The organism is Stenotrophomonas sp. SAU14A_NAIMI4_5 (assembly GCF_003086795.1).
Taxonomy (GTDB): Bacteria; Pseudomonadota; Gammaproteobacteria; order Xanthomonadales; family Xanthomonadaceae; genus Stenotrophomonas.
Genome location: NZ_CP026003.1, coordinates 3,391,926 through 3,414,456, shown reverse-complemented (window position 1 = coordinate 3,414,456; position 22,531 = coordinate 3,391,926). Strand labels below are relative to the sequence as shown.

Here is a 22,531-nt window from a genome sequence, read left to right as displayed (position 1 = left end):
AGCGGGCCCCGGCGCTTGCCGGGGCCCTGTCGTGCTTCAGAACCACATGCGCACACCGGCCACCCAGCGCGTGTCGCGCGCGTGGTCACCGGTAGCGTCGGCGGCATCGCCGAAACTGCGCTCGTGGCTGATGCCGATGTACGGCGCGAAGCGGCGGCTGAACTCGTAGCGCAGGCGCAGGCCGGTCTCGACCTTGTTCAGGCCGCGGCCGATGCCGTATTCCGGTTCGTCCTTGGCTGCGAACGTGGCCTCCACCACCGGCTGCAGGATCAGCCGATTGGTCAGCAGCACCTCGTATTCCACTTCGGCCTTGGCCAGCACCTGCCCGCCGGAGCCCAGGTAAAGCGTCGCCGAGCTTTCGAACTTGTACGGTGCCAGGCCCTGGATGCCGATGGCGGCCCAGGTGCGCGAATCGGCGGGGCGGAAATCCTGGCGCACACCCACCAGCAAGTCCCACCACGGCGACACGCTGCGGCCGTACAGCGCTTCCAGCGAAGACGACCCGGTGCGGCTGCCACTGCGCTCGCCATCGCTGCGCAGCCACAGGCGGTTGATGTTGCCGCCGATCCAGCCGGTGGCTTCCCAGGCCTGGCCATTTCCGTTCCGGCCATCCCAGTGTTCCAGCCGATCGATCAGCAGCAGGCTGTTGATCTCCGGCGCGTGCTGCATGGCGCCGTGGTCGATGGGCGGGAAGGCGGCGGCGCGGTCGGCGTCGGTGGGCACCGGGATCGGGTCGCGCGGTTCACTCGGCGCGGGCAAGGGCATCTCGTGGCCCATTGCCGAATGGTCCATCGTGGAATGGTCCATCTGTGAGTGATCCATCGCGCCGTGGTCCATGCTCGAATGATCCATCTTCGAGTGGTCCACCTTCGAATGATCCATCTTCGAATGATCGACCGGCGCCTTTGCGGGCGCGGCGATGTCATGGCCGGCATGCGCGTCATGCGACTGCGCGAACGCGGGCACGGCAGTGGCCAGGCCCAGGGCCAGCAGGCTGCGGGAGAGGTGACGGCTCATTCTTCGATCCTCACTTCGCGCATCATCCCCGCTTCCATGTGGTACAGCAGATGGCAGTGGTAGGCCCAGCGGCCGAGCGCATCGGCGCGCACGCGGTAGCTGCGGCGGGTGCCCGGCGGCATGTCCACGGTGTGCTTGCGCACCTGGAATTCGCCCTGGGCGTTTTCCACGTCGCTCCACACGCCGTGCAGGTGGATCGGGTGCTGCATCATCGTGTCGTTGACCAGCACGATGCGCATGCGCTCGCCGTAGTTCAGCCGCAGCGGTTCGGCGCTGGCGAAGGGAATGCCGTCGAACGACCAGGCGAATTTCTCCATGTGCCCGGTCAGGTGCAGCTCGATCTCGCGGCTGGGTTCGCGGCCATCGGGGTCTTCGAACAGGCTGTGCATGGCGCCGTAGGTCAGCACCTGGCGGCCGTTTTCGCGCAGGCCGATGCCGGGGTCATCCAGCTTCGGTTCGCTGGCCGAACTCTGCATGTCCACCAGCGGGTTGTTGCGTTCGCTGGCGGGGTGCTTCGGTGCCTTGCTGGCGCTGGCATCACCGTGGGCGCCGTGGCCCATGCTGGCACCGCAGCCGCCTTCCATGCTCTTCATCGATGCCATGTCGTGGCCACCGTGGCCACCCATTTCATGGCCCATGTCTGACATCGTCAGCAGCGGGCGCGGATCGCGCTGCGGAACCGGGGCCTGCAGACCATGGCGCACGGCGAGGGTGCCGGCGGCGAAGCCGGTGCGGCCCATGTCCTGGCAGAAAATGGTAAACGCATCCTGGCCGGTCGGCTCCACCAGCACGTCATAGGTCTCGGCCGGCGCGATGCGGAACTCATCGATGCTGACCGGGTGGATGTACTGGCCGTCGGCGGCGACCACGGTCATCTTCAGGCCGGGAATGCGCACATCGAAGTAGGTCATCGAGGCGCCGTTGATGAAGCGCAGCAGTACCTTCTCGCCGCTGCGGAACAGCCCGGTCCAGTTGCCGGCCGGCGCCGTGCCATTCATCAGGTAGGTGTAGGTGTGCGCGTTGACGTCGGAGATGTCGGTGGGCGTCATCCGCATCCGGCCCCACATGCCGCGGTCGGCCACGGCGGCCGACCAGCCATCGCGGCGCACGTCGCGCACGAAGTCGGGCAGGGTGCGCTTGTAGTAGTTGTCGTGCTCGGCGAGCTTCTTCATGCGCCGGAACAGCGCGCCCGGGTCCATGTCGGTCCAGTCCGAAAGCAGGATCACGTGCTCGCGGTCGTGGTGGTACGGGGCCGGTTCGGCCGGGTCGATGATGAGCGCGCCGTACAGGCCGGCCTGCTCCTGGAACATCGAATGGCTGTGGTACCAGTAGGTGCCCGACTGCTTCAGCTGGAAGTGGTAGTGGTAGGTCTCGCCGGGGCCGATGCCGTTGAAGCTGAGGCCGGGCACGCCGTCCATGTTGGCCGGCAACAGGATGCCGTGCCAGTGGATGGAGGTGGGGTGGCGCTCGAGCGTATTGCGCACGAACAGGTCCACGGTCTGGCCTTCGCGCCAGCGCAGGATGGGCGCGGGCAGCGAGCCGTTGACGGTGATCGCCGGGCGGGTGCGGCCGGTGAAGTTGGCCAGCGACTCGCCGATGGCCAGTTCGACGCGGGTATCGGTGAGCACGGCCGGTGAGCCGGCCAGGCGCGGGGTGGCGCTGGCCGCAGCGAGCGCGCGCTGCGGCACGCCGATGGCGGTGGCGCCGGCGACCACGCCGCCGGCGGCCAGGCCCTGTACGAACAGGCGGCGCGACGGCATGGGCAGGCCGCCCGGGCCGGGGGGAATGCGGGTATTCATGGGTGACTCCAGACACGGGAAGGCGCCGGCAGCTGGCCGACGGCGGTACGCGTGGAATCAGCCGATGGGAGGGCGTGAGATGGGCGGCAGCGGCGGTGCCGGGCGGCCAGCGCCGGGCATCGGCTGCGGGGCCAGCGACAGTGCCGGGCCGGCCAGGAAGGGCTGCGGCTGCACGGCCAGGAGCGGGTGCTGGGCGCAGCTGCGCACGCAGTCCTTGATCTGGCAGTGGGCGTCGTGGGCCGGGGCTTCGGCCTGCGGGGCGGGCTCGGCCTTCATGCCGGCGTGGTGGTGGCAATCGCCCTCGGCCGCCTCGGCGGTGGCCATGGCATGCGCCATCTGGCCCATCTGCTCGTGCCCGCTGGCCATGGCCGCGCTCAACCCGTTGAGCAACAGGCTGAGCATGAGCACGACGCGGAGCAGGGTCGAGGCGAGGGACATGGACGTCAATTTAGCGGCAAGCGGCGCGGGATGCACTTCTGCCTGAATGGATGGTTCAAGGTTGGACCCGCACCAAAGGCATGCACCGCATGCGGTAGCGCTGGGCCATGCCCGGCGAGCGCGCAGCGCGGCACCGCAGAACGGTCAGCCTTCCTCGCGCACGATCTCCACCAGGCGCGGGCCGTAGCGGCTCAGCTTGGTGCCACCGATGCCACCCACCCGGGCCAGTTCGTCCAGGCTGGTCGGCCGCTGTTCGGCGATGTTGCGCAGGGTGCTGTCATGGAAGATCACGAACGCCGGCACGTTCTGTTCGCGGGCCAGCTCGGCACGCAGGCCGCGCAGGGCGTTGAACAGGGCCAGGTCCTGCGGCAGCACCGACAGGCCGGTGCGCTGCGCGCTGCGCTCGCGCCCGCCGGTGGTGCTGGCGGCATCGCGGCGCATGCTGACTTGGCGGCGGCCGGTCAGCACGTCGCGGCTGGCGTCGGTCAGGCGCAGGCCGCCGTGGCCCTCGCTGTCCACTTCCAGCATGCTGGCGGCCACCAGCTGGCGGAACACGCTGCGCCAGGTGCGCGCATCGAGGTCGCGGCCGATGGCGTAGGTGCTTAGCTTGTCGTGGCCCTGCTGCTTGATCTTCTCGTTCTCGCTGCCGCGCAGGATGTCGATCAGGTGGCCGACGCCGAAGCGCTGGCCGCTGCGGTAGACGCAGCTCAGCGCCTTCTGCGCGGGGATGGTGGCATCCCAGGCGGCGGGTGGGGTCAGGCAGTTGTCGCAGTTTCCGCAGGGCTGCGGATAGGTCTCGCCGAAGCCGGCCAGCAGCACCTGGCGGCGGCACTGCATGGATTCGCAGTAGCCCAGCAGGTGGTCCAGCTTGGACCGCTCCAGCTGCTTGCGCTCCTCGCTGGCCTCGGACTGCTCGATCATCTGCTTGAGCAGCACCACGTCACCCAGGCCGTAGCACAGCCAGGCCTCGGCGGCCTCGCCATCACGGCCGGCGCGGCCGGTTTCCTGGTAGTAGCCTTCCATCGACTTGGGCAGGTCGGTATGCGCCACGAAGCGCACGTCCGGCTTGTCGATGCCCATGCCGAAGGCGATGGTCGCGCACATGACGATGCCGTCCTCGCGCAGGAAGCGGCGCTGGTTGTTGGCGCGCACTTCCGGCGGCAGGCCGGCGTGGTAGGGCAGGGCATTGAAGCCCTGGCCGCAGAGGAATTCGGCGGTTTCCTCGACCTTGCGTCGCGACATGCAGTAGACGATGCCGGCCTCGCTGCGGTGGCCGCGCAGGAAGTCGGTCAGCTGCTTGCGGGCATTGTCCTTCTGCACCACGGTGTAGCGGATGTTGGGGCGGTCGAACGAGCTGACGAAGTGGCGGGCCTCGGCCAGGTCCAGGCGCTCGGCGATCTCGCGCTGGGTGGGCGGGTCGGCGGTGGCGGTCAGCGCGATGCGCGGAATATCCGGCCAGCGCTCGTGCAGGACGGTCAGCTGGCGGTATTCGGGGCGGAAATCGTGGCCCCACTGCGACACGCAGTGCGCTTCGTCGATGGCGAACAGGGCGATGTGGCTGCGCGAGAGCAGCGACAGGAAGCGGCCGGTCAACAGGCGCTCGGGGGCGACATAGAGCATGTCCAGCTCGCCGGCCAGCAGCTCGCGCTCGACGCGGGCGGCGGTTTCGCCATCCAGGGTCGAGTTCAGGTATTCGGCGCGCACGCCGAGCTGGCGCAGGGCTTCGACCTGGTCCTGCATGAGGGCGATGAGCGGGGAGATGACGATGCCGACGCCATCGCGCAGCAGGGCCGGGACCTGGTAGCACAGCGACTTGCCGCCGCCGGTGGGCATGAGGACAAGTGCGTCATGTCCGGCAGCCACGTGCTCCACGATGTCCTGCTGGGGACCACGGAAATCGTCGTAACCAAAGACGCGTTGGAGCAGATCGTGCGCGGGACGGGAAGCCATCCAGCTAGTTTACCCCGGCGGGGGTGTCTCGGCAGGGCTGCGCCCTGCACCTGCAGAAGCCACGGCAAGGTCAAAGGCAACAGCCGGCTCTGGGGTGATCCGTGGTTTGGCGGGGCGGTGTGGGCTTGCAGGACACGCCGTAAACCCGTCCATGGGGGCTCGTAGGCGCCATCCATGGCGCCTGCGGTCCTGCAAGCCCACACCGCCCCACCCCCGACAGTTTCCCGCGGCTGTTGGTGGGTGCCGACCGTTGGTCGGCACATCTGTCAGATATCGACAAACAAAGAGAGGTCAGAGCCCGTTGCGTAGCAACGGGATCCGACCCCAGGGTTTGCCGGCAGATCGCTGGAAACTGTCGAAGGCGGGGTGGGTCCGGTTGAGGGGGTGTGAGCCGCATGGATGCGGCGACCAAGCCCCCATGGGTGAGGGCGCTTTGCTTGCGAAGCACTGCTTCGCAAGCGCCCGAACGCACAGCCGCCAGCGGCTGGGCCGGACCCCGGAGGGGGGTTCACGGCGTCCCCCTCAACCGGACCCACCCCGCCAACCCTCAGGAAACCAGCCTTTGACGTTGAAGTTGCCGGCCAGCGGCCGGCACTACCGCTTCGGCAGGTGCAGGGCTGCAAGCCCTGCCGAACCCCCCTCAATCCTTACTGGAGCAGGGAACGCAGCATCCACGCGTACTTTTCGTGGGTCTGCAGGCGCTGGGTCATCAGATCCTCGGTCGGGGCGTCGTCGGCATCGTCCGCCACATCCAGCACTTCACGCGCCGTACGGCAGACCGCTTCGTTGGCGACCACCAACTGGCGTACCATTTCCCGCCAGTCCGCACTGTCGGTCAGGCCCGGCTCCTCGGCGATCGAGGTCAGCGCAGCAAATTCCCGGTAGGAGCCCGGGGCATTGAAACCCAGCGCACGGATACGTTCGGCCACATCGTCCAGCGCCGCCCACTGCTCGGTGTACTGCGTCTCGAACATGGTGTGCAGCGAGTTGAACATCGACCCGGTCACGTTCCAGTGGAAGTTGTGGGTCTTCAGGTAGAGCGTGAACGCGTCCGCCTGGAACCGCGACAGACCGTCGGCGATCTTCTTGCGGTTGCCCTGGGTGATCCCGATATCGATGTTGGGTGCCGACGGTGCCGCCGCTGCAAGCTTCTGCTTGGCGGTCTTGGGCTTGGTCGTGCTCTTGGTCTTCGCCATGGGGTTCCTCCTTGTGGAATCGTTGGCCTTCACAGTAAATCAGTCTCGATGACTGGTCGCTTTCAAAGTTTTGAACGAACCGATTGATGAACGCTATCGATAAAAATCCGTCACCCCGCCTGCGCCAACAGCGTGCCGCCATCGACGGCGCCATGAGCCGCGACCGGGGCCGTTTGCTGGGAATGCTCTCGCGTTGCGAGGCCAAGCCGCAGGATGCGGCGCTGGCCGCCACCTTCGAGCAGGCCTTGCAGGCGTCGGTGCAGCGCCGGCAGGTGCGGGCGCAACAGCAGCCGGCCATTACTCTGGACCCGCAGCTGCCGATTGCGCGTGAAGCCGAGGCGATCATCGGCCTGATCCGCGACCACCAGGTGGTGGTGATCGCCGGTGAAACCGGCTCGGGCAAGACCACCCAGCTGCCGAAGCTGTGCCTGGCCGCGGGCCGTGGCCAGGCCGGCATGATCGGCTGCACCCAGCCGCGACGGATTGCCGCACGTGCGGTGGCCAGCCGCGTGGCGCAGGAACTGCAGAGCGAACTGGGCCAGCTGGTCGGCTACCAGGTGCGCTTCAACGACAAGGTCAGCGAAGAGAGCCGCATCAAGTTCATGACCGACGGCATCCTGCTGGCGGAGATCGCCAGTGACCGCTGGCTGTCGAACTACGACACGATCATCGTCGACGAGGCGCACGAACGCAGCCTCAACATCGACTTCCTGCTGGGCTACCTGAAGCAGCTGCTGCGCAAGCGCCCGGACCTGAAGCTGATCGTGACTTCGGCCACCATCGATACCGAACGCTTCGCCCAGCATTTCGACAATGCGCCGGTGATCAGCGTGGAAGGCCGCACCTACCCGGTGGAAGTGCGTTACCGCGCGCTGGAAGGCGAGGGCGAAGAACAGGGCGAGCGCACCGTCAACGACGCCATCGTGTCGGCCATCGACGAGATCACCCGCCTGGATTCGCGCGGCGACGTGCTGATCTTCCTGCCCGGCGAACGCGAGATCCGCGATGCGCACCAGTCGCTGGAGCGCCGCAAGTACCGCAATACCGAGGTGCTGCCGCTGTATGCGCGGCTGTCCAACCAGGACCAGGACCGGGTGTTCAATCCGGGCCCGAACCGGCGCATCGTGCTGGCCACCAACGTGGCCGAAACCTCGCTGACGGTGCCGCGCATCCGCTACGTGGTCGATCCGGGTTTCGCCCGCGTCAAGCGCTACAGCCCGCGCAACAAGCTGGACCGCCTGCATATCGAGCCGATTTCGCAGGCCAGCGCCAACCAGCGCAAGGGCCGCTGCGGCCGCATCGCCGAGGGCATCTGCTACCGGCTGTATGCCGAAGCGGATTTCCAGGCGCGGCCGGAGTTCACCGATCCGGAAATCCGCCGCTCCAGTCTTGCCGGGGTGATCCTGCGCATGCTGCAGCTGGGCCTGGGCCGCATCGAGGAGTTTCCGTTCCTGGAAGCGCCGGATGAGCGTGCCGTGGCCGATGGCTGGCAGCAGCTGACCGAGCTGGGCGCGATCGATGCCGAGCGGCGAATGACCACCATCGGCAAGCAGATGGCCCGCCTGCCGGTGGACGTGAAACTGGCGCGCATGCTGGTGGCTGCGCAGGCTGCTGGCTGTCTGCGGCCGATGCTGGTGATCGCCTCGTTCCTGGGCATCCAGGACCCGCGCGAACGCCCGCCCGAAGCGCGCGGCGCGGCCGACAGCGCGCATGCGCAGTTTGCCGATGGACGCTCCGAGTTCGTCGGCGTGCTGCGCCTGTGGGATGGCTACCGGCAGGCCCACGAAGACCTGACCCAATCCAAGCTGCGCGACTGGTGCGGTCGCCACTTCCTCGGCTTCCTGCGCATGCGCGAGTGGCGCGAGCTGCACCGCCAGCTGCGCCTGCTGTGCGAGGAACTGGGCTGGAAGGAAGAAGCCACCGAGGCCTCGATGGCACCGCTGCTGGCCGGCAGCAGTGCGCCGGCCCCGGCGCGTGATGATGCAGCGGCAGTGAAGGCCACCCGTGGCCAGCTGCACCGCGCCGCGCGCCTGGCCCGCGAAGGCAAGGCCGAAGCCGCACCGGCCCCCGTGGCCGTGCGCGCGCAGAAGGAACAAGCGCCGGCCGGTGGTGGCTTCAGCGAGCGCGTGCGCGCGGCCGCCTACCAGACCCTGCACCGTGCACTGGTGGCGGGCCTGCCGACGCAGATCGGCCATCGCACCGAGAAGGGTGATTTCCAGGCGCCGCGCCAGCGCCGCTTCCTGCCGTTCCCGGGCTCGGCGCTGTCCAAGCGTCCGCCGCCGTGGCTGCTGGTGGCCAACCTGCTGGACACGCAGAAGGTCTGGGGCATGACCCTGGCCGCGATCGAACCGGACTGGGTGATTGCCGAGCTGCCGCACCTGCTGCTGCGCAAGCACTTCGACCCGCACTGGTCGCGCGCGCAGGGCCAGGTGTTGGCCTCCGAGCAGATCAGCCTTTTCGGCCTGGTGCTGGCACCGAAGAAGCCGGTGCACTACGGCCGCATCGAGCCGGGCGAGGCGCATGACATCTTCGTGCGGCAGGCCCTGGTGACCGGCGAGATCAATACCCGCGCCAGCTTCGTCGCCGACAACCAGAAGGTGCTGGAACTGGCCCGCGAGGAAGAGGCCAAGCTGCGCCGGGCCGGCATCGTCGCCGACGAGGACTGGCAGGCGCGCTGGTACCTGGACCGCGTGCCGCCGCAGATCCATTCGGCCGCTGGCCTGGATACCTGGTGGAAGGCGCTGCCGCCGGAACAGCGCAGGACCCTGCACTGGTCGCTGGTCGACCTGCTGCCGGGCGAGGGCAGCGAGCAGGAGCGTTACCCCAAGTACCTGCCGCTGGGCCAGGCGCGGCTGCCGCTGCATTACCGCTTCGAGCCGGGTGCCGACGATGACGGCGTGACCCTGGACGTGCCGCTGCACCTGCTGAACGCATTGGACCCGGTGCAGCTGGGCTGGCTGGCGCCGGGCTTCGTGGCCGACAAGGCTTCGGCGCTGATCCGCAGCCTGCCCAAGGCGATGCGCCGCAACTACGTGCCGGCGCCGGACTTCGGCCGCGCCTTCTTCGAGGCGTTCCCGCAGCCCAGCGCCGATGCCATCACCGGTGAGCTGGCGCGCTTCCTGTCACGCGCGACCGGTGCGACGGTGACCGCGCTCGATTTCGAAACGGGTTCGATCGAGCCGCACCTGCACATGAACCTGCGCCTGCGCGACGAGCACGGCAAGGTGCTGGCCACCTCGCGTGATCTCGATGCGCTGCGTGCGAAGTTTGGTGGCCGTGCCGGCGATGCCTTCGCTGCGCGTGCCGGTCGCGAAATGGCGGCCGACGGGCTGCGTACGTTCCCGGCGACGCCGATTCCGCTGCAGGTGCCCGGCGAAGCCGGCGTGCCCGCGTACCCGGCGCTGCTGGACGAGGGTGACAGCGTGGCGCTGCGCATCTTCGCCGACCGCCAGCAGGCGCAGGAGGCCCATCCGCTGGGCGTGCGCCGCTTGCTGGAGATCGCCCTCGCGGAGAAGGTGAAGCAGGCACGCAAGCAGCTGCCGGTGGCCCCCAAGACCGGCCTGCTGTACGCGGCCATCGAATCGCAGGAACGCCTGCGTGGCGATCTGGTCGATGCGGCGATGAACGCGGTGCTGGCCGAGGGCCTGGAAGACATCCGCGATGCAGCGGCCTTCGAACAGCGTCGCGACCATGCGGCCAAGTCGCTGTTCGGCGAAGCGATGTCGCGGCTGAAGCTGGCCGAGACCATCCTGGCGCTGGTGGCCGAACTGAAGCCGCTGCTGGAAGCGCCCCTGATGGGCTGGGCGCGCGGCAACCTGGATGACATGGAAGCGCAGCTGGTCGGCCTGATCCATCCGGGGTTCCTGCGCGATACCCCGGCCGATGCGCTGGCGCAGTATCCGCGCTATCTGAAGGCGATGATCCTGCGTACCGAACGCGCCAAGCGCGATCCGCCGCGCGACCAGGCGCGCATGCTGGAACTGACGCCGTTCCTGGATGCGCTGCGCGAAGGGGATGCGCAGGGCTTGCGCGAGCGTCCGCAGTGGCAGGCGCTGCGTTGGGACCTGGAGGAACTGCGGGTCTCGCTGTTCGCACAGGAGCTGGGTGCGCGCACCGGCATCTCGGCGAAGAAACTGGCACAGCGGGTGACCGCGCTGCGCCAGCTGTAACGCGATGGCGCCGGGCGATGCCCGGCGTCATCGGGTGGGTCGAAACGTTATTTGGTGCGGCGGACCTTCGCCTGGGTGTTCACGCCTTCCACCTTCATGTACCAGACGCCCAGCAGACCGGGGTTCATGCTGACCTTCGGCGACGTCTTGCGGACGCCGGCCAGGGTGGTGGCATCGGTCTGTTCCCAGGTCTGGCCATTGTCCAGGGTATAGATGCGGCCCTTGCCGAAGCCGCGGAACTCGCCCTCCAGCACGCCGGTGATCGGCTCCTTGCTGCCGAAATCGAAGAAGCCGCGGTTCTTGACGATCACTTCCTGGCGGCCTTCCTCGCGCGCTTCTTCGCGCACGGCGGCCACGGCCTCGGTGGTGGCTGCTTCGACCTTGCCCTGCAGCCAGCGGTTGAGCGTGGCCAGTTCGGTGGCGCTGAGTTTGTCCAGTCCGGCGGCCTTGAACTCCTGCGGGCTCATCTGCTGCTGCAGATCACCATCGACAACGCGCTGGGCCAGGGCCGGCAACGCAACGGTGCACAGAACGAGGGCGACACACAGCGGGCGCAGCAGACGCAGGGGCATGGCGTTTCTCCTGGATGTGGCCCGAGTGTAGAGCAGCGCAGGCGACGCGGCACCTGCCCTAGGGCGTGCGCTGCGACCGCCAGGCGCTGACCGGCCGGGCCTGCTCATCCATGCGCACGGTCACCACCCGGTGCCGGCGCAGGGTGTGCATGACCTGCGGCGGCGCCTGCAGCCGGACCTGCACCGCGGCATCCGCCACGTCCGAGCGACGCAGGCGGCGGTCGGCATCGGCAAACCGGGCGCGGTTGTACTCGGCCCAGCCGATCAGCAGCAGCCCGCACAGCAGGGCGATGATCGGCAGCGACGCCAGGATGAAGGGGTCGACGGCGTTGCGCTGCAGGAACAGGCGTTCCCAGCCGGCGTGGATGCCGAGCACCCAGGTAACCAGGGTGACCAGCGGGACCCACAGCCAGGCGTAGGCCGACCAGGCCAGCAGGGTGGCTGCGCGCTGCAGGAAACGTTTCTGCCGTCCCAGGCGCTCGGGACGGACGATGACAGGTGGTGGCGTCATGAAACCCCTCGGTCCGGGCTGATCCAGCGTGCGCGGCGTTGTTGCCGCCAGGAAAGCAGCGTGCGCGGCAGGGCCACCACCGCGGCGGCCATGCCGATGGTCCAGAAGGCGAGCGGGTACCAGATGACCCAGTAGAACTGGCGCGCCAGGCCGCGTTCGTAGCGGCGTTCGATCAGCAGGCTGGTACCGAACTGCAGCAGGCACACCAGGGCCAGTACCACGCCATGCCAGCGCGGCAGCAGGGTATCCACGTACAGGGCGCGCGGCAGCGGCATCACTTTGCCCAGCAGCCACAGCAGCACGATGACCAGCATGGTGTAGGCCCACGCCAGGCTCAGCGCGTATTCCAGCAGTACGCCCCACATCCGCCGCCGGCGCCAGGACAGCACCTTGCGGCCATGCTGCAGCAGCACCTCCACGCCGCCGCGGGCCCAGCGCAGGCGCTGCCGCCAGAGGCCGCGCGGGGTCTCGGGCATCAGCACCCAGCTCAGCGCATTGGGTTCATAGCGGATATCCCAGCCATCCAGCTGCAGGCGCCAGGAGATGTCGATGTCTTCGGTGACCATGCGGTCGTTCCAGAAGCCGACCCGGTGCAGCGCAGTGCGGCGGAACGCGCAGATGGCGCCGGACAGGGTGAACAACCGGCCATACACGCGCTGGGCACGCTTGATCAGGCCGATGATGGCGGAGAACTCGCCCACTTGCATGCGTGCCAGCAGGGTGGTGCGGTTGCGCACGCGCGGGTTGCCGGTGACCGCGCCCACGCGCGGCCCGTCGATCAGGTGGCCGACCATCCAGCGCGTGGCATGCGGGTCCAGCAGCACATCGGCATCGACGCAGACCAGGTATTCCGAGCGCGCCGCCAGTGTGCCGATGCGCAGTGCGTTGGCCTTGCCCTGGTTTTCTTCCAGGTGCACCACGCGCAGGTTCGGGTACTGCGGCAGCAGGCCCTCCAGCACCGCACCGCTGGCGTCGCTGCTGCCATCGTTGATGGCGATGATCTCCAGCCGCGGGTACACCTGGGCGGCGATCGCGTGGATCGTGTCGGCGATGTGGGTGGCTTCGTTGAAGCAGGGCACCAGCACGCTGACCGGCGGCTGGCTGCGCAGTGGGGGCGGTGCGTCAGGGCGCGGCGCACCGCGTTCGCGGCGCAGGTAGTAGTAGATGCCGCCGACCATCCAGAAGAAGGCCATCACCACCGGATAGAAGAAGGCGAAATTGAACAGCAGCGTGACGAGTGAAACGTTTTCCATCCACGACATCGGCACTCCCCGCAGGCATGCTGCGGATCACCACCGCAGCGGCCTCGACCATGCCGCGCCGTTTGTAAACCCGATGTGGTTCCCTGAACCATCCAGTCAGGAAGCAGGTGCCGCGCCTGCCGCCACCGTCAGGTGCCGGCATGAACACATGAGCGCCGATGGTGGCCTTGGCGATTGTTCCTGAACGGGCGGAGCGTTACCGTAGAGCCCTCTGTCTTTGATGTCCGACTGCTGTGAACCGCGCGTCTGTCCCCGGCCTGGAAGCCTTGTTGAACCGCCCTGCGGCGGCGGTGCTGCCCGCGCCGCTGCGCGAAGCCCTGCTGCAGCTGTGGGAAGCTGCCGATACCTCGCACGAGATGCGCGGCAGCAGCTGGTCGGTGCTGGCCGATACGCTGGATGCGCTGGCCCTGCTGTCGGCCGACGAAGGCGCGGTGCTTGCTGCGCTGCTGTTCGACCTGCCGGGCCTGCGCGCGCACCTGGACACATTGCCGATGGGCGGCCACAAGAGGGCGGTGATCGGCCTGCTCGACGGCCAGGACGCTGCCGACCCGGTCTGGGCGCTGCATGCCGGCCGCGAGGCGGGGCGCAACAGCGAAGGCCTGCGCCGCCTGCTGCTGGCCATCATCCACGACCTGCGGGTGGTGCCGATCCTGCTGGCCCGCCAGCTGGCACGCATGCGTGCAGCCGACAAGCTCGACGAAGAGCAGCGTCGCGCACTGGCCCAGCTGACCCGTGACATCCATGCCCCGCTGGCCAACCGCCTGGGCATCTGGCAGTTGAAGTGGGAGCTGGAAGACCTGGCGTTCCGCCACCTGGAGCCGGACACCTACCGCCGCATCGCACGCGAGGTGGACGAGACGCGCATCGCCCGCGAGCGCTACGTCGAGCACGTCAAGAAGACGCTGTCGCGCGAGCTGGCCGCACAGGGCATCCATGCCGAAGTGAGCGGGCGGCCGAAGCACATCTACAGCATCTGGCGGAAGATGCAGAAGAAGCGGCTGGCCTTCGACCAGCTGTATGACATCCGCGCGGTGCGGGTGATGGTCGACGACGTGGCCGCCTGCTACGCCGCGCTGGGCGTGGTGCATGCGCTGTGGGCACCGGTGCCCAGCGAGTTCGACGATTACATCGCCCGCCCCAAGGCCAACGATTACCGTTCGCTGCACACCGCCGTGGTCGGCCCGGAAGGGCGCACCATCGAAGTGCAGATCCGTACGCACGACATGCATGCGCAGGCCGAGCTTGGCGTGGCCGCGCACTGGAAGTACAAGGAAGGCAGCAAGGGCGCCGAGAAGGCCTTCGATCGCAAGATCACCTGGATGCGCCAGCTGCTGGAACAGGCGCAGGAAGGGCAGGGCAACGAACTGGCCGGCGCGCTCGATGCCGAGCTGACCGAAGACCGGGTCTACGCACTGAGCCCGAAGGACGAGGTGCTGGACCTGCCGCAGGGCGCCACCCCGCTCGATTTCGCCTACCAGGTGCACACCATGGTCGGCCACCGCTGCCGTGGCGCCAAGGTCAACGGCCGCATCGTGCCGCTCACCTACCGGCTGCGCAGCGGCGACCGGGTGGAGATCCTGACCGGCAAGGAGGCCGACCCGCGCCGCGACTGGCTGATGCCGGCACTGGGCTTCCTGGCCAGCAACCGTTCGCGCGAAAAGGTGCGCAGCTGGTTCCACAAGCTGGACCGTGCGCGCAACGTGCAGGCCGGCCGCGAGCTGCTGGAGCGCGAACTGAAGCGGCTGGGCCTGCAGCATTCGGACCTGGCCGCGGCCGCGAAGAAATTCCATGCCGACAGCGTCGACGACCTGTACATCCAGGTGGCGCTGGGCGATACCGGGCCCAACCAGGTCAGTCGTGCGCTGCTGGAAGCCGAGCGTGCGGCGAGCCAGCCGGCGCCCGCGCCGACCCTGCCGCGGCCGACCGCGCGCCGCGAGAACCTGGGCAAATCCAAGTTCACCGTGCAGGGCGTCGGCAACCTGCTGGTGCAGCTGGCGCGCTGCTGCCAGCCGGTGGCCGGCGAGCCCATCGTCGGTTACCTGACCCGTAGCCGCGGTGTCACCGTGCATCGTGCAGACTGCGCGTCGCTGGCGCGCCTGTCCGCCGCCAGCCCGCAGCGCATCCTGCCGGTGGAATGGGGCCAGGCCGGCAACGGTTACGAAGTGGACGTGGTGGTCGACGCGGTCGACCGCCGCTGGCTGCTGAAGGACATCACCAACCTGATCGCACAGGAAGACGCGTACGTGCTCGATATCCACAGTGACAACGTGCGCAACAGCGGCCGCGCGCACCTGCGCCTGCGCCTGAAGGTGAGCGATTACGGCCAGCTGTCGAACCTGCTGGGCAAGCTGGATGCACTGCCGGGCGTGAGCGAGGCGCGTCGTCTGGGCTGAGCTTCACGCTGCCCCGGCTACCCTGCACGCATGAAACGCGAGCCCCCGCATCGCCGCCCCGGCGCCGACCACCCCGCGCTGGACCGCGTTCGCCGCGAGGGCCGCTGGTGGTGGCTGCAGGCACGCCACGCGCGCCGGGTCTGGCGCTGGGCACTGCTGGCGGCGGTGGTGGTGTTCGTGGCGCTGGTGCTGCTGCGCAAGCCGCTGGCCGACTGGTTCTGGGACGAACCGCAGATTGAACAGCTGCTGGCCGAGGGTGATCGCGCGCTGGCCGCGGGGCGGCTGACCGCGGCCGATGGCAGCGGCGCGCGCGAACGCTACCAGGCCGCGCTGGCCCTCGACAACGATCGCCTGCAGGCGCGACAGGGGCTGGCAAGCACCGGCGTGGCGGCGTTGCGGCAGGCGCATGAGCGGCTGCAGGCCGATGATCTCGACGGCAGTGCGCAGGCACTGGCGCTGGCCCGCGAACTGCAGGTGCCGCAGGGCCAGGCCGATGCCGTCGCGCGGCAGCTGCAGGCACGGCGCAGTGCGGGCGCGGGGATCGGCGCATTGCTGGCGCAGGCGCGCAATGCCTTCGCGGCCGGCCGCCTGGATGAGGGCGACAGCAGCGCCCTGCCGCTGTTCCAGCGCATCCTGGCCCTGCAGCCGGACAACCTGCCGGCGCTGGAAGGGCGCGAGGATGCCCTGAGCGACCTGCTGCAGCGCGCCCGCGCGCTGGCTGCGCGCGGCGAGCTGGCGCAGACCGCGGCCCTGCTGCAGCGTGCGCGCCAGTTCGATGCCGGTCACAGCGATCTGCCGGCCAGCAAGGAAGCGCTGGCGCGCGCGGTCGACCAGCGCCTGCGGCAGGGCCAGCGTGCACTGAAGCAGCAGACGCTGGACGCCGCGGCCAACGCCTTCGACGCCGTGCTGGCAGTGGCGCCCGATGATCCCAATGCGTTGCGTGGCCGTGAACAGACGGCGCAGGCGCTGCTGGCACGCAGCCAGCGCCAGGCCGCCGATTTCCAGTTCGAAGCGGCCGAGACCGACCGTGCGCGTGCCGCTGCACTCGGCGCATCGCAGGCGGCATTGCAGCAGGCTGCGCAACGCATCCAGCGCGCCCAGCACGCGCGGCAGGCACAGCAGCAGCCGGTATTGAGCACGGCCCAGCGCGAGCGGAAACTGCGTGATCACCTGCGCCAGATCGATCGCGCCGAACGCGAAGGACGCTGGATCAGCCCGCCCGGGCACAGCGCGTTCGACGCGCTGCGTGAGGCACAGGCGCTGGCGCCGCGCGATGCACGGGTGAGGGCGGCTGCGGCGCGCCTGCTGCCGGCCAGCCGGCAGTGTTTCGATGACAACCTGCGGCAGAACCGGGTGCAGGCCGCGGGCGCCTGCCTGCAGGCCTGGCAGACCCTGGCGCCGACCGCGGCGGGCCTGCCGTCGGCACGGGTGCGGCTGGCACAGCGCTGGCTGGCCATCGGCAGCGAGCGGTTGGGCCGCGGCGACGTGGCCTTCGCCGCGGCCGCCGTCGACCAGGTGCGCCAGCTGCAGCCGGACCTGCCGGAGCTGGCTGCGTTCGAGCAGCGCCTGCGGCAGGCCGGCGGGCGGCTGGATTAGTCGAAGAACACCCGCTGCACGGTGGCCCGCGCCGCATCCAGCGAGAAGTGCTGGGCGACGTTGGCCAGGCCCGCATCGGACAGCTGCTGCCACAGCTGCGGGTCCTGGTAGAGGCGCACGACCTCGGCCGCGAACGTGGCGGCGTCATCGGCCACCAGCACGTCCTGGCCCGGCTGCAGGTGCATGCCTTCCACCGCGCACGTGGTGCCGACCACCGGCTGGCCATGGGCCATGCTCAGGTTGATCTTGCCCTTCACCCCGGCGCCGAAGCGCAGCGGGGCAATGGCGATGCGCGCACCGTCCATGTACGGCACGATGTCCTCGACGAAGCCGTGCATCTCCACCCCGGGCTGGCCGGCGGCCAGCGCCAGCAGGCTGTCCGGCGCGGCCGCGCCGATGCAGTGCAGGCGCACCTGCGGCAGCTGCGCGCGGATGCCGGCGAAGACCTCGCCGATGAACCATTCCATCGCATCCAGGTTCGGCGGGTGGCGGAAGCCGCCGACGAATACCAGGTCGTGGCGCTGTGCATACGGTGCGCCTGCGCCGGCCACTTCATGCAGGTTGGAGATCAGTTCCACCCGTACGCGCGGTGCATCGGCCTGCAGCTGTTCGCGCTCGGCGGCACTGACCAGCACGGTGACATCGCACTGCTCCATCACCGCCAGTTCGCTGCTGCGGGTGCGTTCGGCCGCACGCAGCAGGCCGGCATCACCGGCCACTTCGGCGCCGCGGCGCTCGCGCAGGTAGTGCAGGTCCACGGTGTCGAACACGGTGCGTGCCTGCGGCGCGTAGCGCTTGAGCAGGGGCAGGCATTCGTTGGCCACGTGGTGGCGTACCAGCAGGGCCACGTCGAAGCGTGCAGCGTGGCTGCGCAGCCAGCCGGCCACGCCCTCGATGAACGGTGCGTACCAGACTTCCACGCCCATCCGCTGCAGGGCTTCGGTGGCCGCGCCGCCGTGCTCGCGCCGGGTCGGCACGAACACCACGTGGGCCCCGGCCTGCAGCAGCAGGCGGATCAGGTTGACCTGGCGCAGCGAGCCGGAATCGCGCTCCGGGCGCGGCACTTCCTCGTCCAGGATCAGCACCTGGCGGCGGCCGCGGTACAGCAGGGCGGGCGAGGGCACTTCGCCCACGGCCGGGTGGCGCGCCAGTTCGGTGGCCCACTTGGCGGCAAAGATGCCCTGGTTGCGCACCTGGTAGGCCTTCACCCCGCTGCCGGTATCGGTGCCGTTGCTGGTGCCTTCATCGTGGATGACCCGGCTCGCCGGCTGCACCAGCACGCGGCGGCCCAGCGCCCGCACGCTGAAGGCCAGGTCGGTGTCTTCGTAATAGGCCGGGCGGTAGCGGGTATCGAAGCCGCCCAGCTGCTGCCACAGCCCCCGCGGCAGCATCAGCGCCGCGCCGGAGCAGTAGTCCACGTCGCGCAGACTGGCATAGCGCGGGTCGTCGGCGGCCTCGAAGCGGCCATAGCTCCAGCCACTGCCGTCGGCGAAGATCACCCCGCCCGATTCCTGCAGGCGGCCATCGGGATAGAGCAGCTGGCTGCCGACCAGGCCGGCCTCCGGCACCGCAGTGAAGGTGTCCAGCAGGGCGTCCAGCCAGCCCGGCTGCGGCACCGTATCGTTGTTCAGCAGCACCACGTACTGGCCGCGCGCGCGCTCCACGCCGTCATTGCAGGCGTCGATGAAACCGCCGTTGCGCTCACGCACCTCGTAACGCAGGCCGGCGATCTGCGGCATCCACTGCACGGTGGCGTCGCTGCTGCCGTCGTCGACCACCAGGATCTCGCAGGCGGCCGCCGGCGGATACGCGGCCAGCGCCCGCAGGCAGGCCACGGTGTGATCGGCGTGGTTGTAGACCGGGATGATGATGCTCACCACCGGCGATTCGCTGAAAGGCACGCTGAACGGCGCAAACGCCTGTGCGGCCGGCAGGTACAGCGGGGCACGCGGGGCCGGCACGGCACGCTGGCTGTGCACCCGGATGCGCTGCCAGGTGGCCCGCCAGCCGCGGGTCCGCAGGCTGGCCAGGCTGCGCCGGGCCAGGCCCGTCAGGCGATTGATCAGGTAGCGGATTTCGGCCAAGGACATCGCCATCCGGTTGCAACTCCAGCTTAAGCGGGGGAACACAGGGGAATCCGCCAGCCACGGTGGCTGGGGTAGACTCGCCTGACCCTACATTCTCGCATTCCCGTGCCCCGACGCTACGATTCCGACGACATCGACGATTTCGACGACGACGACCAGCAGGACTCCGGTCCCCTGTGGCGCCGCCGGTTGATCACCTGGACCATGGCGGCAGTCGCGTTGGGACTGGGTTTCCTCATTCCCTATACGCTGTACCTGAACCAACAGGTCACCCAGCGTTTTGGCGAACTGCGCTGGCAGATTCCGACACGTGTCTACGCGCGCCCGCTGGTGCTGGTGCCCGGCAAGGCCATGGACGCGGCCACGCTGAAGACCGAACTGGCGGCCTCGGCCTACCGCGATGATGGCCAGGGCAAGGACCCGGCCACCTACGCGGTGCAGGGTGGGCGCTTCACCATTTCCAGCCGCGGCTACAACGATGTCGATGGCCACGTCGCTGCCAAGCGCGTGGAGCTGTCGCTGTCCGGCGGCAGCATCGCGTCGCTGCGTGATCCTGATTCGCGCAAGGCACTGAAGGCCGCCCGCCTGGATCCGGCGCGCATCGCCACGCTGTACGGGCAGAAGCAGGAAGAGCGCCGCCTGATCCGCATGAACGAAGCGCCGGACCTGCTGGTGACCGGCCTGCAGGCGGTGGAGGACAAGGACTTCAACCGCCACCACGGCATCGACCTGTCCGGCATCGCGCGTGCGGTGTGGGTGACCATCCGTTCCGGTGGCCAGAGCCGCCAGGGCGCGTCCACGCTGACCCAGCAGCTGGCCCGCAGCGGCCTGCTCGGCATCGGCAAGGAACAGACCCTCACCCGCAAGTTCAATGAAGTGCTGTACGCGCTGATCATGGAAGCGCGCTACGACAAGCGCACCATTTTCGAGGCCTACCTCAACCAGGTGTACCTGGGCCAGCGCGGCAGCCAGGCGATCCACGGCATGTCCTCCGGCGCCGAGTTCTGGTTCGGTCGCGACCTGTCCTCGCTGGATACCGAGCACATCGCGCTGCTGATCGGCCTGGTCAAGGGCCCGTCCTACTACGACCCGCGTCGCAACCCGGAGCGCGCGACCGACCGCCGCAACTTCGTGCTGGGCAAGCTGCACGAAGCAACCCTGATCGACGACGCCGAGTACCAGCGTGCGCTGAAGGCGCCGCTGGGCGTGCCCAAGAGCCCGGGCCTGGTGGCGGCCAACCGCTTCCCCGCCTATGTGGACCTGGTGCGTCGCCAGCTCGGCCATGACTACCCCGAATCGGCCCTGCAGGGCGCCGGCCTGAGCGTGATGAGCGGCATGTCGCCCTCCGCGCAGGCCTACGCCGAAGGCGCGGTCACCCGCACCATCAAGTCGCTGGAGAGCAAGCGTCGTCCCGAGCTGCAGGCGGGCATGGTGATGACCGACGTGCACAACGGCGACGTGGTGGCGGTGATCGGCAGCCGCGAAGTGTCCGAGGTCGGCTTCAACCGCGCCATCGAGGCACAGCGCCCGGTCGGTTCGCTGCTGAAGCCGTTCGTGTACCTGCTGGCCCTGGCCCAGCCGGACCGCTATTCGCTGGCCAGCTGGGTGGATGATTCACCGGTGACGGTGCAGCTCGGCCGTGGCCGCAACTGGAGCCCGGGCAACGCGGACAACCGCAGCCACGGCACGGTGCGGCTGATCGACGCGCTGGCCCATTCCTACAACCAGGCCACCGTGCGCGTGGGCATGCAGGTCGGTCCTGAGCGGGTTACCCAGCTGATCCACGTGCTGGCTGGCATCAAGGCGGACCCCAATCCGGCGGTGATCCTCGGCTCGACCGACCAGAGCCCGTACGCGATGGCCCAGCTGTACCAGTTCCTGGCCTCCGGCGGCGAGATCCAGCCGCTGCATGCGGTGCGTGGCGTGCTCGATCCGCAGGGCAAGCTGCTCAAGCGTTACGACAAGACCCCGGCCCCGGCCCAGGAAGGCGATTCGATTGCCGCCAACCTGATCAGCATCGGCCTGCAGCAGGTGGTTGCCAGCGGCACCGCGCAGCGCCTGAACGCCGATGGCCTGGGCCGCCTGCAGCCGGCCGGCAAGACCGGTACCACCAACGATGGCCGCGACAGCTGGTATGCCGGTTACACCGGCGACCACCTGGCGGTGATCTGGATGGGCAACGACCAGAACGAACAGGCTGGCCTGTACGGCGCCACCGGTGCGATGCGGGTGTGGTCGGGCATCTTCCAGCGCCTGCCGAGTGCGCCGCTGAAGGTCAGCAACAAGGGCCTGGACTGGCAGTCGGTGGCCGCCACCGGTACCAACAGCACCGATGAAGGCTGCCCGGACGCCCGTCGCTTCCCGTTCGTGGTCGGCTACGCGCCGGCCTACGCCCCCTGCGCTCCGGCCGCGTTGCCGGACGAGCAGGGCGGTGAAAGCGAAGGCGGTGGCTGGCGCAGCTGGTTCGGCCTGGACCGCAAGCAGGAACCGCCTGCCGCCGCACCTGCCGCAGCGCCCGCTGCCGCCACTCCTCCTCCCAGCCGGTGATGCCGATGACCCTTCGATCCCTGTATCCGCTGCTGGCCGTGACCGGCCTGAGCCTGGCCCTGGCCGCCTGCGTGAGCAGCCCGCCGCCGGCAGCCAAGCCGGTGGACACCACCACGCCGGCACAGCGCCTGGCCAACGTGGAAGCCGCCGCTGGCCCGGACGACAAGGAGCTGTCGGTGCAGCCGCTGCGTGATTCGCAGGTGGAAGACCTGCGCCAGACCGCGCTGGCCCAGCGCCAGGGCAATGACCTGGCCGCGGCCGCTGGCAGCCTGGACCAGGCGCTGCAGATCGTGGCGGGCGACCCGGCGGTGCTGCAGGAACGCGCGGAGATCGCGCTGCTGCAGGGGCAGTGGGCCGAGGCGGAGACGTTCGCGCGCAAGGCGGTGGACCTGGGTTCGAAGACGGGGCCACTGTGCCGCCGGCACTGGGCGACGATCGAGCAGTCGCGCCTGGCGCGGGGCGAGAAGGAGAATGCGGTGTCGGCGCATGCGCAGATTGAAGGGTGCACGGTGCCGGGGATCAAGCGGTACTGAGTTTCCAGCCAACGGCGCAGCCCCTCGTGGCTGGCCGGTCGGTAGAGTCGACTGTCAGTCGACTGGCCTTGCGAGGTGGGCCGGGCGGATGGTCTGCGCAGGGGACGCTGCAAGTACGTCCATGTAAGCTCGGTCGCCGCATCCATGCGGCTCACGCCCCTGCGCAGCCCACCCGCCCGGCCCCTGACAGTTTCCGTGTGCGTCCAGCCACGGAAAAGAAAAAATCAAAGCAAAAGCGGGTCGCGCGCTGCGCGCACTCGCCGAGGGGTCGGAGCCGTTTTCCGCAGGAAAACGGCTCCGACCCCTTCTTGTTTCCGTTCGACCAACCGCTTCTGAATCCAGTCGAGCAAACGCGACGCCACGAAGCACGTCCATCCGCCACCAGGAAACTGTCGAGGGTGGGGCGGGAGGGGCAGGCAGGACCGTTGGCGCCATGGATGGCGCCATCGAGCCCCCATGGA

Annotated in this window: 14 protein-coding genes; 5 read left to right on the top strand and 9 right to left on the bottom strand. The window is 69.0% G+C overall.

Annotated features, from left to right (window positions below; genetic code table 11):
- Nucleotides 1–36: 36 nt before the first annotated feature.
- From C1925_RS15795 to C1925_RS15775, 5 genes are all read right to left on the bottom strand, one after another.
- Nucleotides 37–1,017 (bottom strand): copper resistance protein B, encoded by a 981-nt coding sequence (locus C1925_RS15795; RefSeq protein ID WP_108769709.1) that lies wholly within the window; start codon nt 1,015–1,017, stop codon nt 37–39.
- Nucleotides 1,014–2,816, bottom strand: coding sequence for a copper resistance system multicopper oxidase (locus C1925_RS15790; protein WP_108769708.1), 1,803 nt, complete (start codon nt 2,814–2,816; stop codon nt 1,014–1,016). The genes C1925_RS15795 and C1925_RS15790 overlap by 4 nt, the downstream gene beginning before the upstream one ends.
- Nucleotides 2,817–2,873: 57 nt before the next feature.
- Nucleotides 2,874–3,254, bottom strand: a complete 381-nt coding sequence (locus C1925_RS15785) for a CopL family metal-binding regulatory protein (RefSeq protein WP_108769707.1) — start codon at nt 3,252–3,254, stop codon at nt 2,874–2,876.
- A gap of 144 nt (nt 3,255–3,398) precedes the next feature.
- Nucleotides 3,399–5,204, bottom strand: coding sequence for a DNA helicase RecQ (recQ, locus tag C1925_RS15780; protein WP_108769706.1), 1,806 nt, complete (start codon nt 5,202–5,204; stop codon nt 3,399–3,401).
- Nucleotides 5,205–5,851: 647 nt separating this feature from the next.
- Nucleotides 5,852–6,400, bottom strand: coding sequence for a Dps family protein (locus C1925_RS15775; protein WP_108769705.1), 549 nt, complete (start codon nt 6,398–6,400; stop codon nt 5,852–5,854).
- Between the two features lie 86 nt (nt 6,401–6,486).
- On the opposite strand from C1925_RS15775, the gene hrpA reads away from it, so the two are divergent.
- Nucleotides 6,487–10,569 (top strand): ATP-dependent RNA helicase HrpA, encoded by a 4,083-nt coding sequence (gene hrpA, locus C1925_RS15770; protein WP_108769704.1) that lies wholly within the window; start codon nt 6,487–6,489, stop codon nt 10,567–10,569.
- A 47-nt stretch (nt 10,570–10,616) separates the two neighbouring features.
- Here hrpA and C1925_RS15765 read toward each other — a convergent pair whose 3' ends face one another.
- Genes C1925_RS15765 through pgaC form a run of 3 tightly spaced genes read right to left on the bottom strand, consistent with a single transcriptional unit; the run spans nt 10,617 to nt 12,905 of the window.
- Nucleotides 10,617–11,141 (bottom strand): hypothetical protein, encoded by a 525-nt coding sequence (locus C1925_RS15765; RefSeq protein ID WP_108769703.1) that lies wholly within the window; start codon nt 11,139–11,141, stop codon nt 10,617–10,619.
- Between the two features lie 58 nt (nt 11,142–11,199).
- Nucleotides 11,200–11,652: a poly-beta-1,6-N-acetyl-D-glucosamine biosynthesis protein PgaD gene (gene pgaD, locus C1925_RS15760; protein ID WP_108769702.1), complete on the bottom strand. Its 453-nt coding sequence runs from the start codon at nt 11,650–11,652 to the stop codon at nt 11,200–11,202.
- On the bottom strand, nt 11,649–12,905 hold the full coding sequence (gene pgaC, locus C1925_RS15755) for a poly-beta-1,6-N-acetyl-D-glucosamine synthase (RefSeq protein ID WP_108770738.1): 1,257 nt from the start codon (nt 12,903–12,905) through the stop codon (nt 11,649–11,651). Before pgaC ends, pgaD begins: the two co-directional genes overlap by 4 nt.
- 242 nt (nt 12,906–13,147) lie before the next feature.
- On the opposite strand from pgaC, the gene C1925_RS15750 reads away from it, so the two are divergent.
- The gene (locus tag C1925_RS15750; protein WP_108769701.1) at nt 13,148–15,307 is read left to right on the top strand and encodes a bifunctional (p)ppGpp synthetase/guanosine-3',5'-bis(diphosphate) 3'-pyrophosphohydrolase; all 2,160 of its coding nucleotides are present in this window, start codon (nt 13,148–13,150) and stop codon (nt 15,305–15,307) included.
- Nucleotides 15,308–15,337: 30 nt separating this feature from the next.
- Nucleotides 15,338–16,903 carry a hypothetical protein gene (locus C1925_RS15745; RefSeq protein ID WP_108769700.1) on the top strand — a complete coding sequence of 522 codons (1,566 nt, stop codon included), beginning with the start codon at nt 15,338–15,340 and terminating at the stop codon, nt 16,901–16,903.
- On the opposite strand, the gene C1925_RS15740 is transcribed toward C1925_RS15745, so the two are convergent.
- Nucleotides 16,900–18,999 (bottom strand): glycosyltransferase, encoded by a 2,100-nt coding sequence (locus tag C1925_RS15740; protein WP_108769699.1) that lies wholly within the window; start codon nt 18,997–18,999, stop codon nt 16,900–16,902. The genes C1925_RS15745 and C1925_RS15740 overlap by 4 nt on opposite strands.
- A gap of 96 nt (nt 19,000–19,095) precedes the next feature.
- Here C1925_RS15740 and mrcB point away from each other — a divergent pair, with 96 nt between their 5' ends.
- Nucleotides 19,096–21,537 carry a penicillin-binding protein 1B gene (mrcB, locus tag C1925_RS15735; protein ID WP_108769698.1) on the top strand — a complete coding sequence of 814 codons (2,442 nt, stop codon included), beginning with the start codon at nt 19,096–19,098 and terminating at the stop codon, nt 21,535–21,537.
- Nucleotides 21,537–22,070, top strand: coding sequence for a hypothetical protein (locus tag C1925_RS15730; protein WP_108769697.1), 534 nt, complete (start codon nt 21,537–21,539; stop codon nt 22,068–22,070). The genes mrcB and C1925_RS15730 overlap by 1 nt, the downstream gene beginning before the upstream one ends.
- The last annotated feature ends 461 nt before the right edge of the window (nt 22,071–22,531 follow it).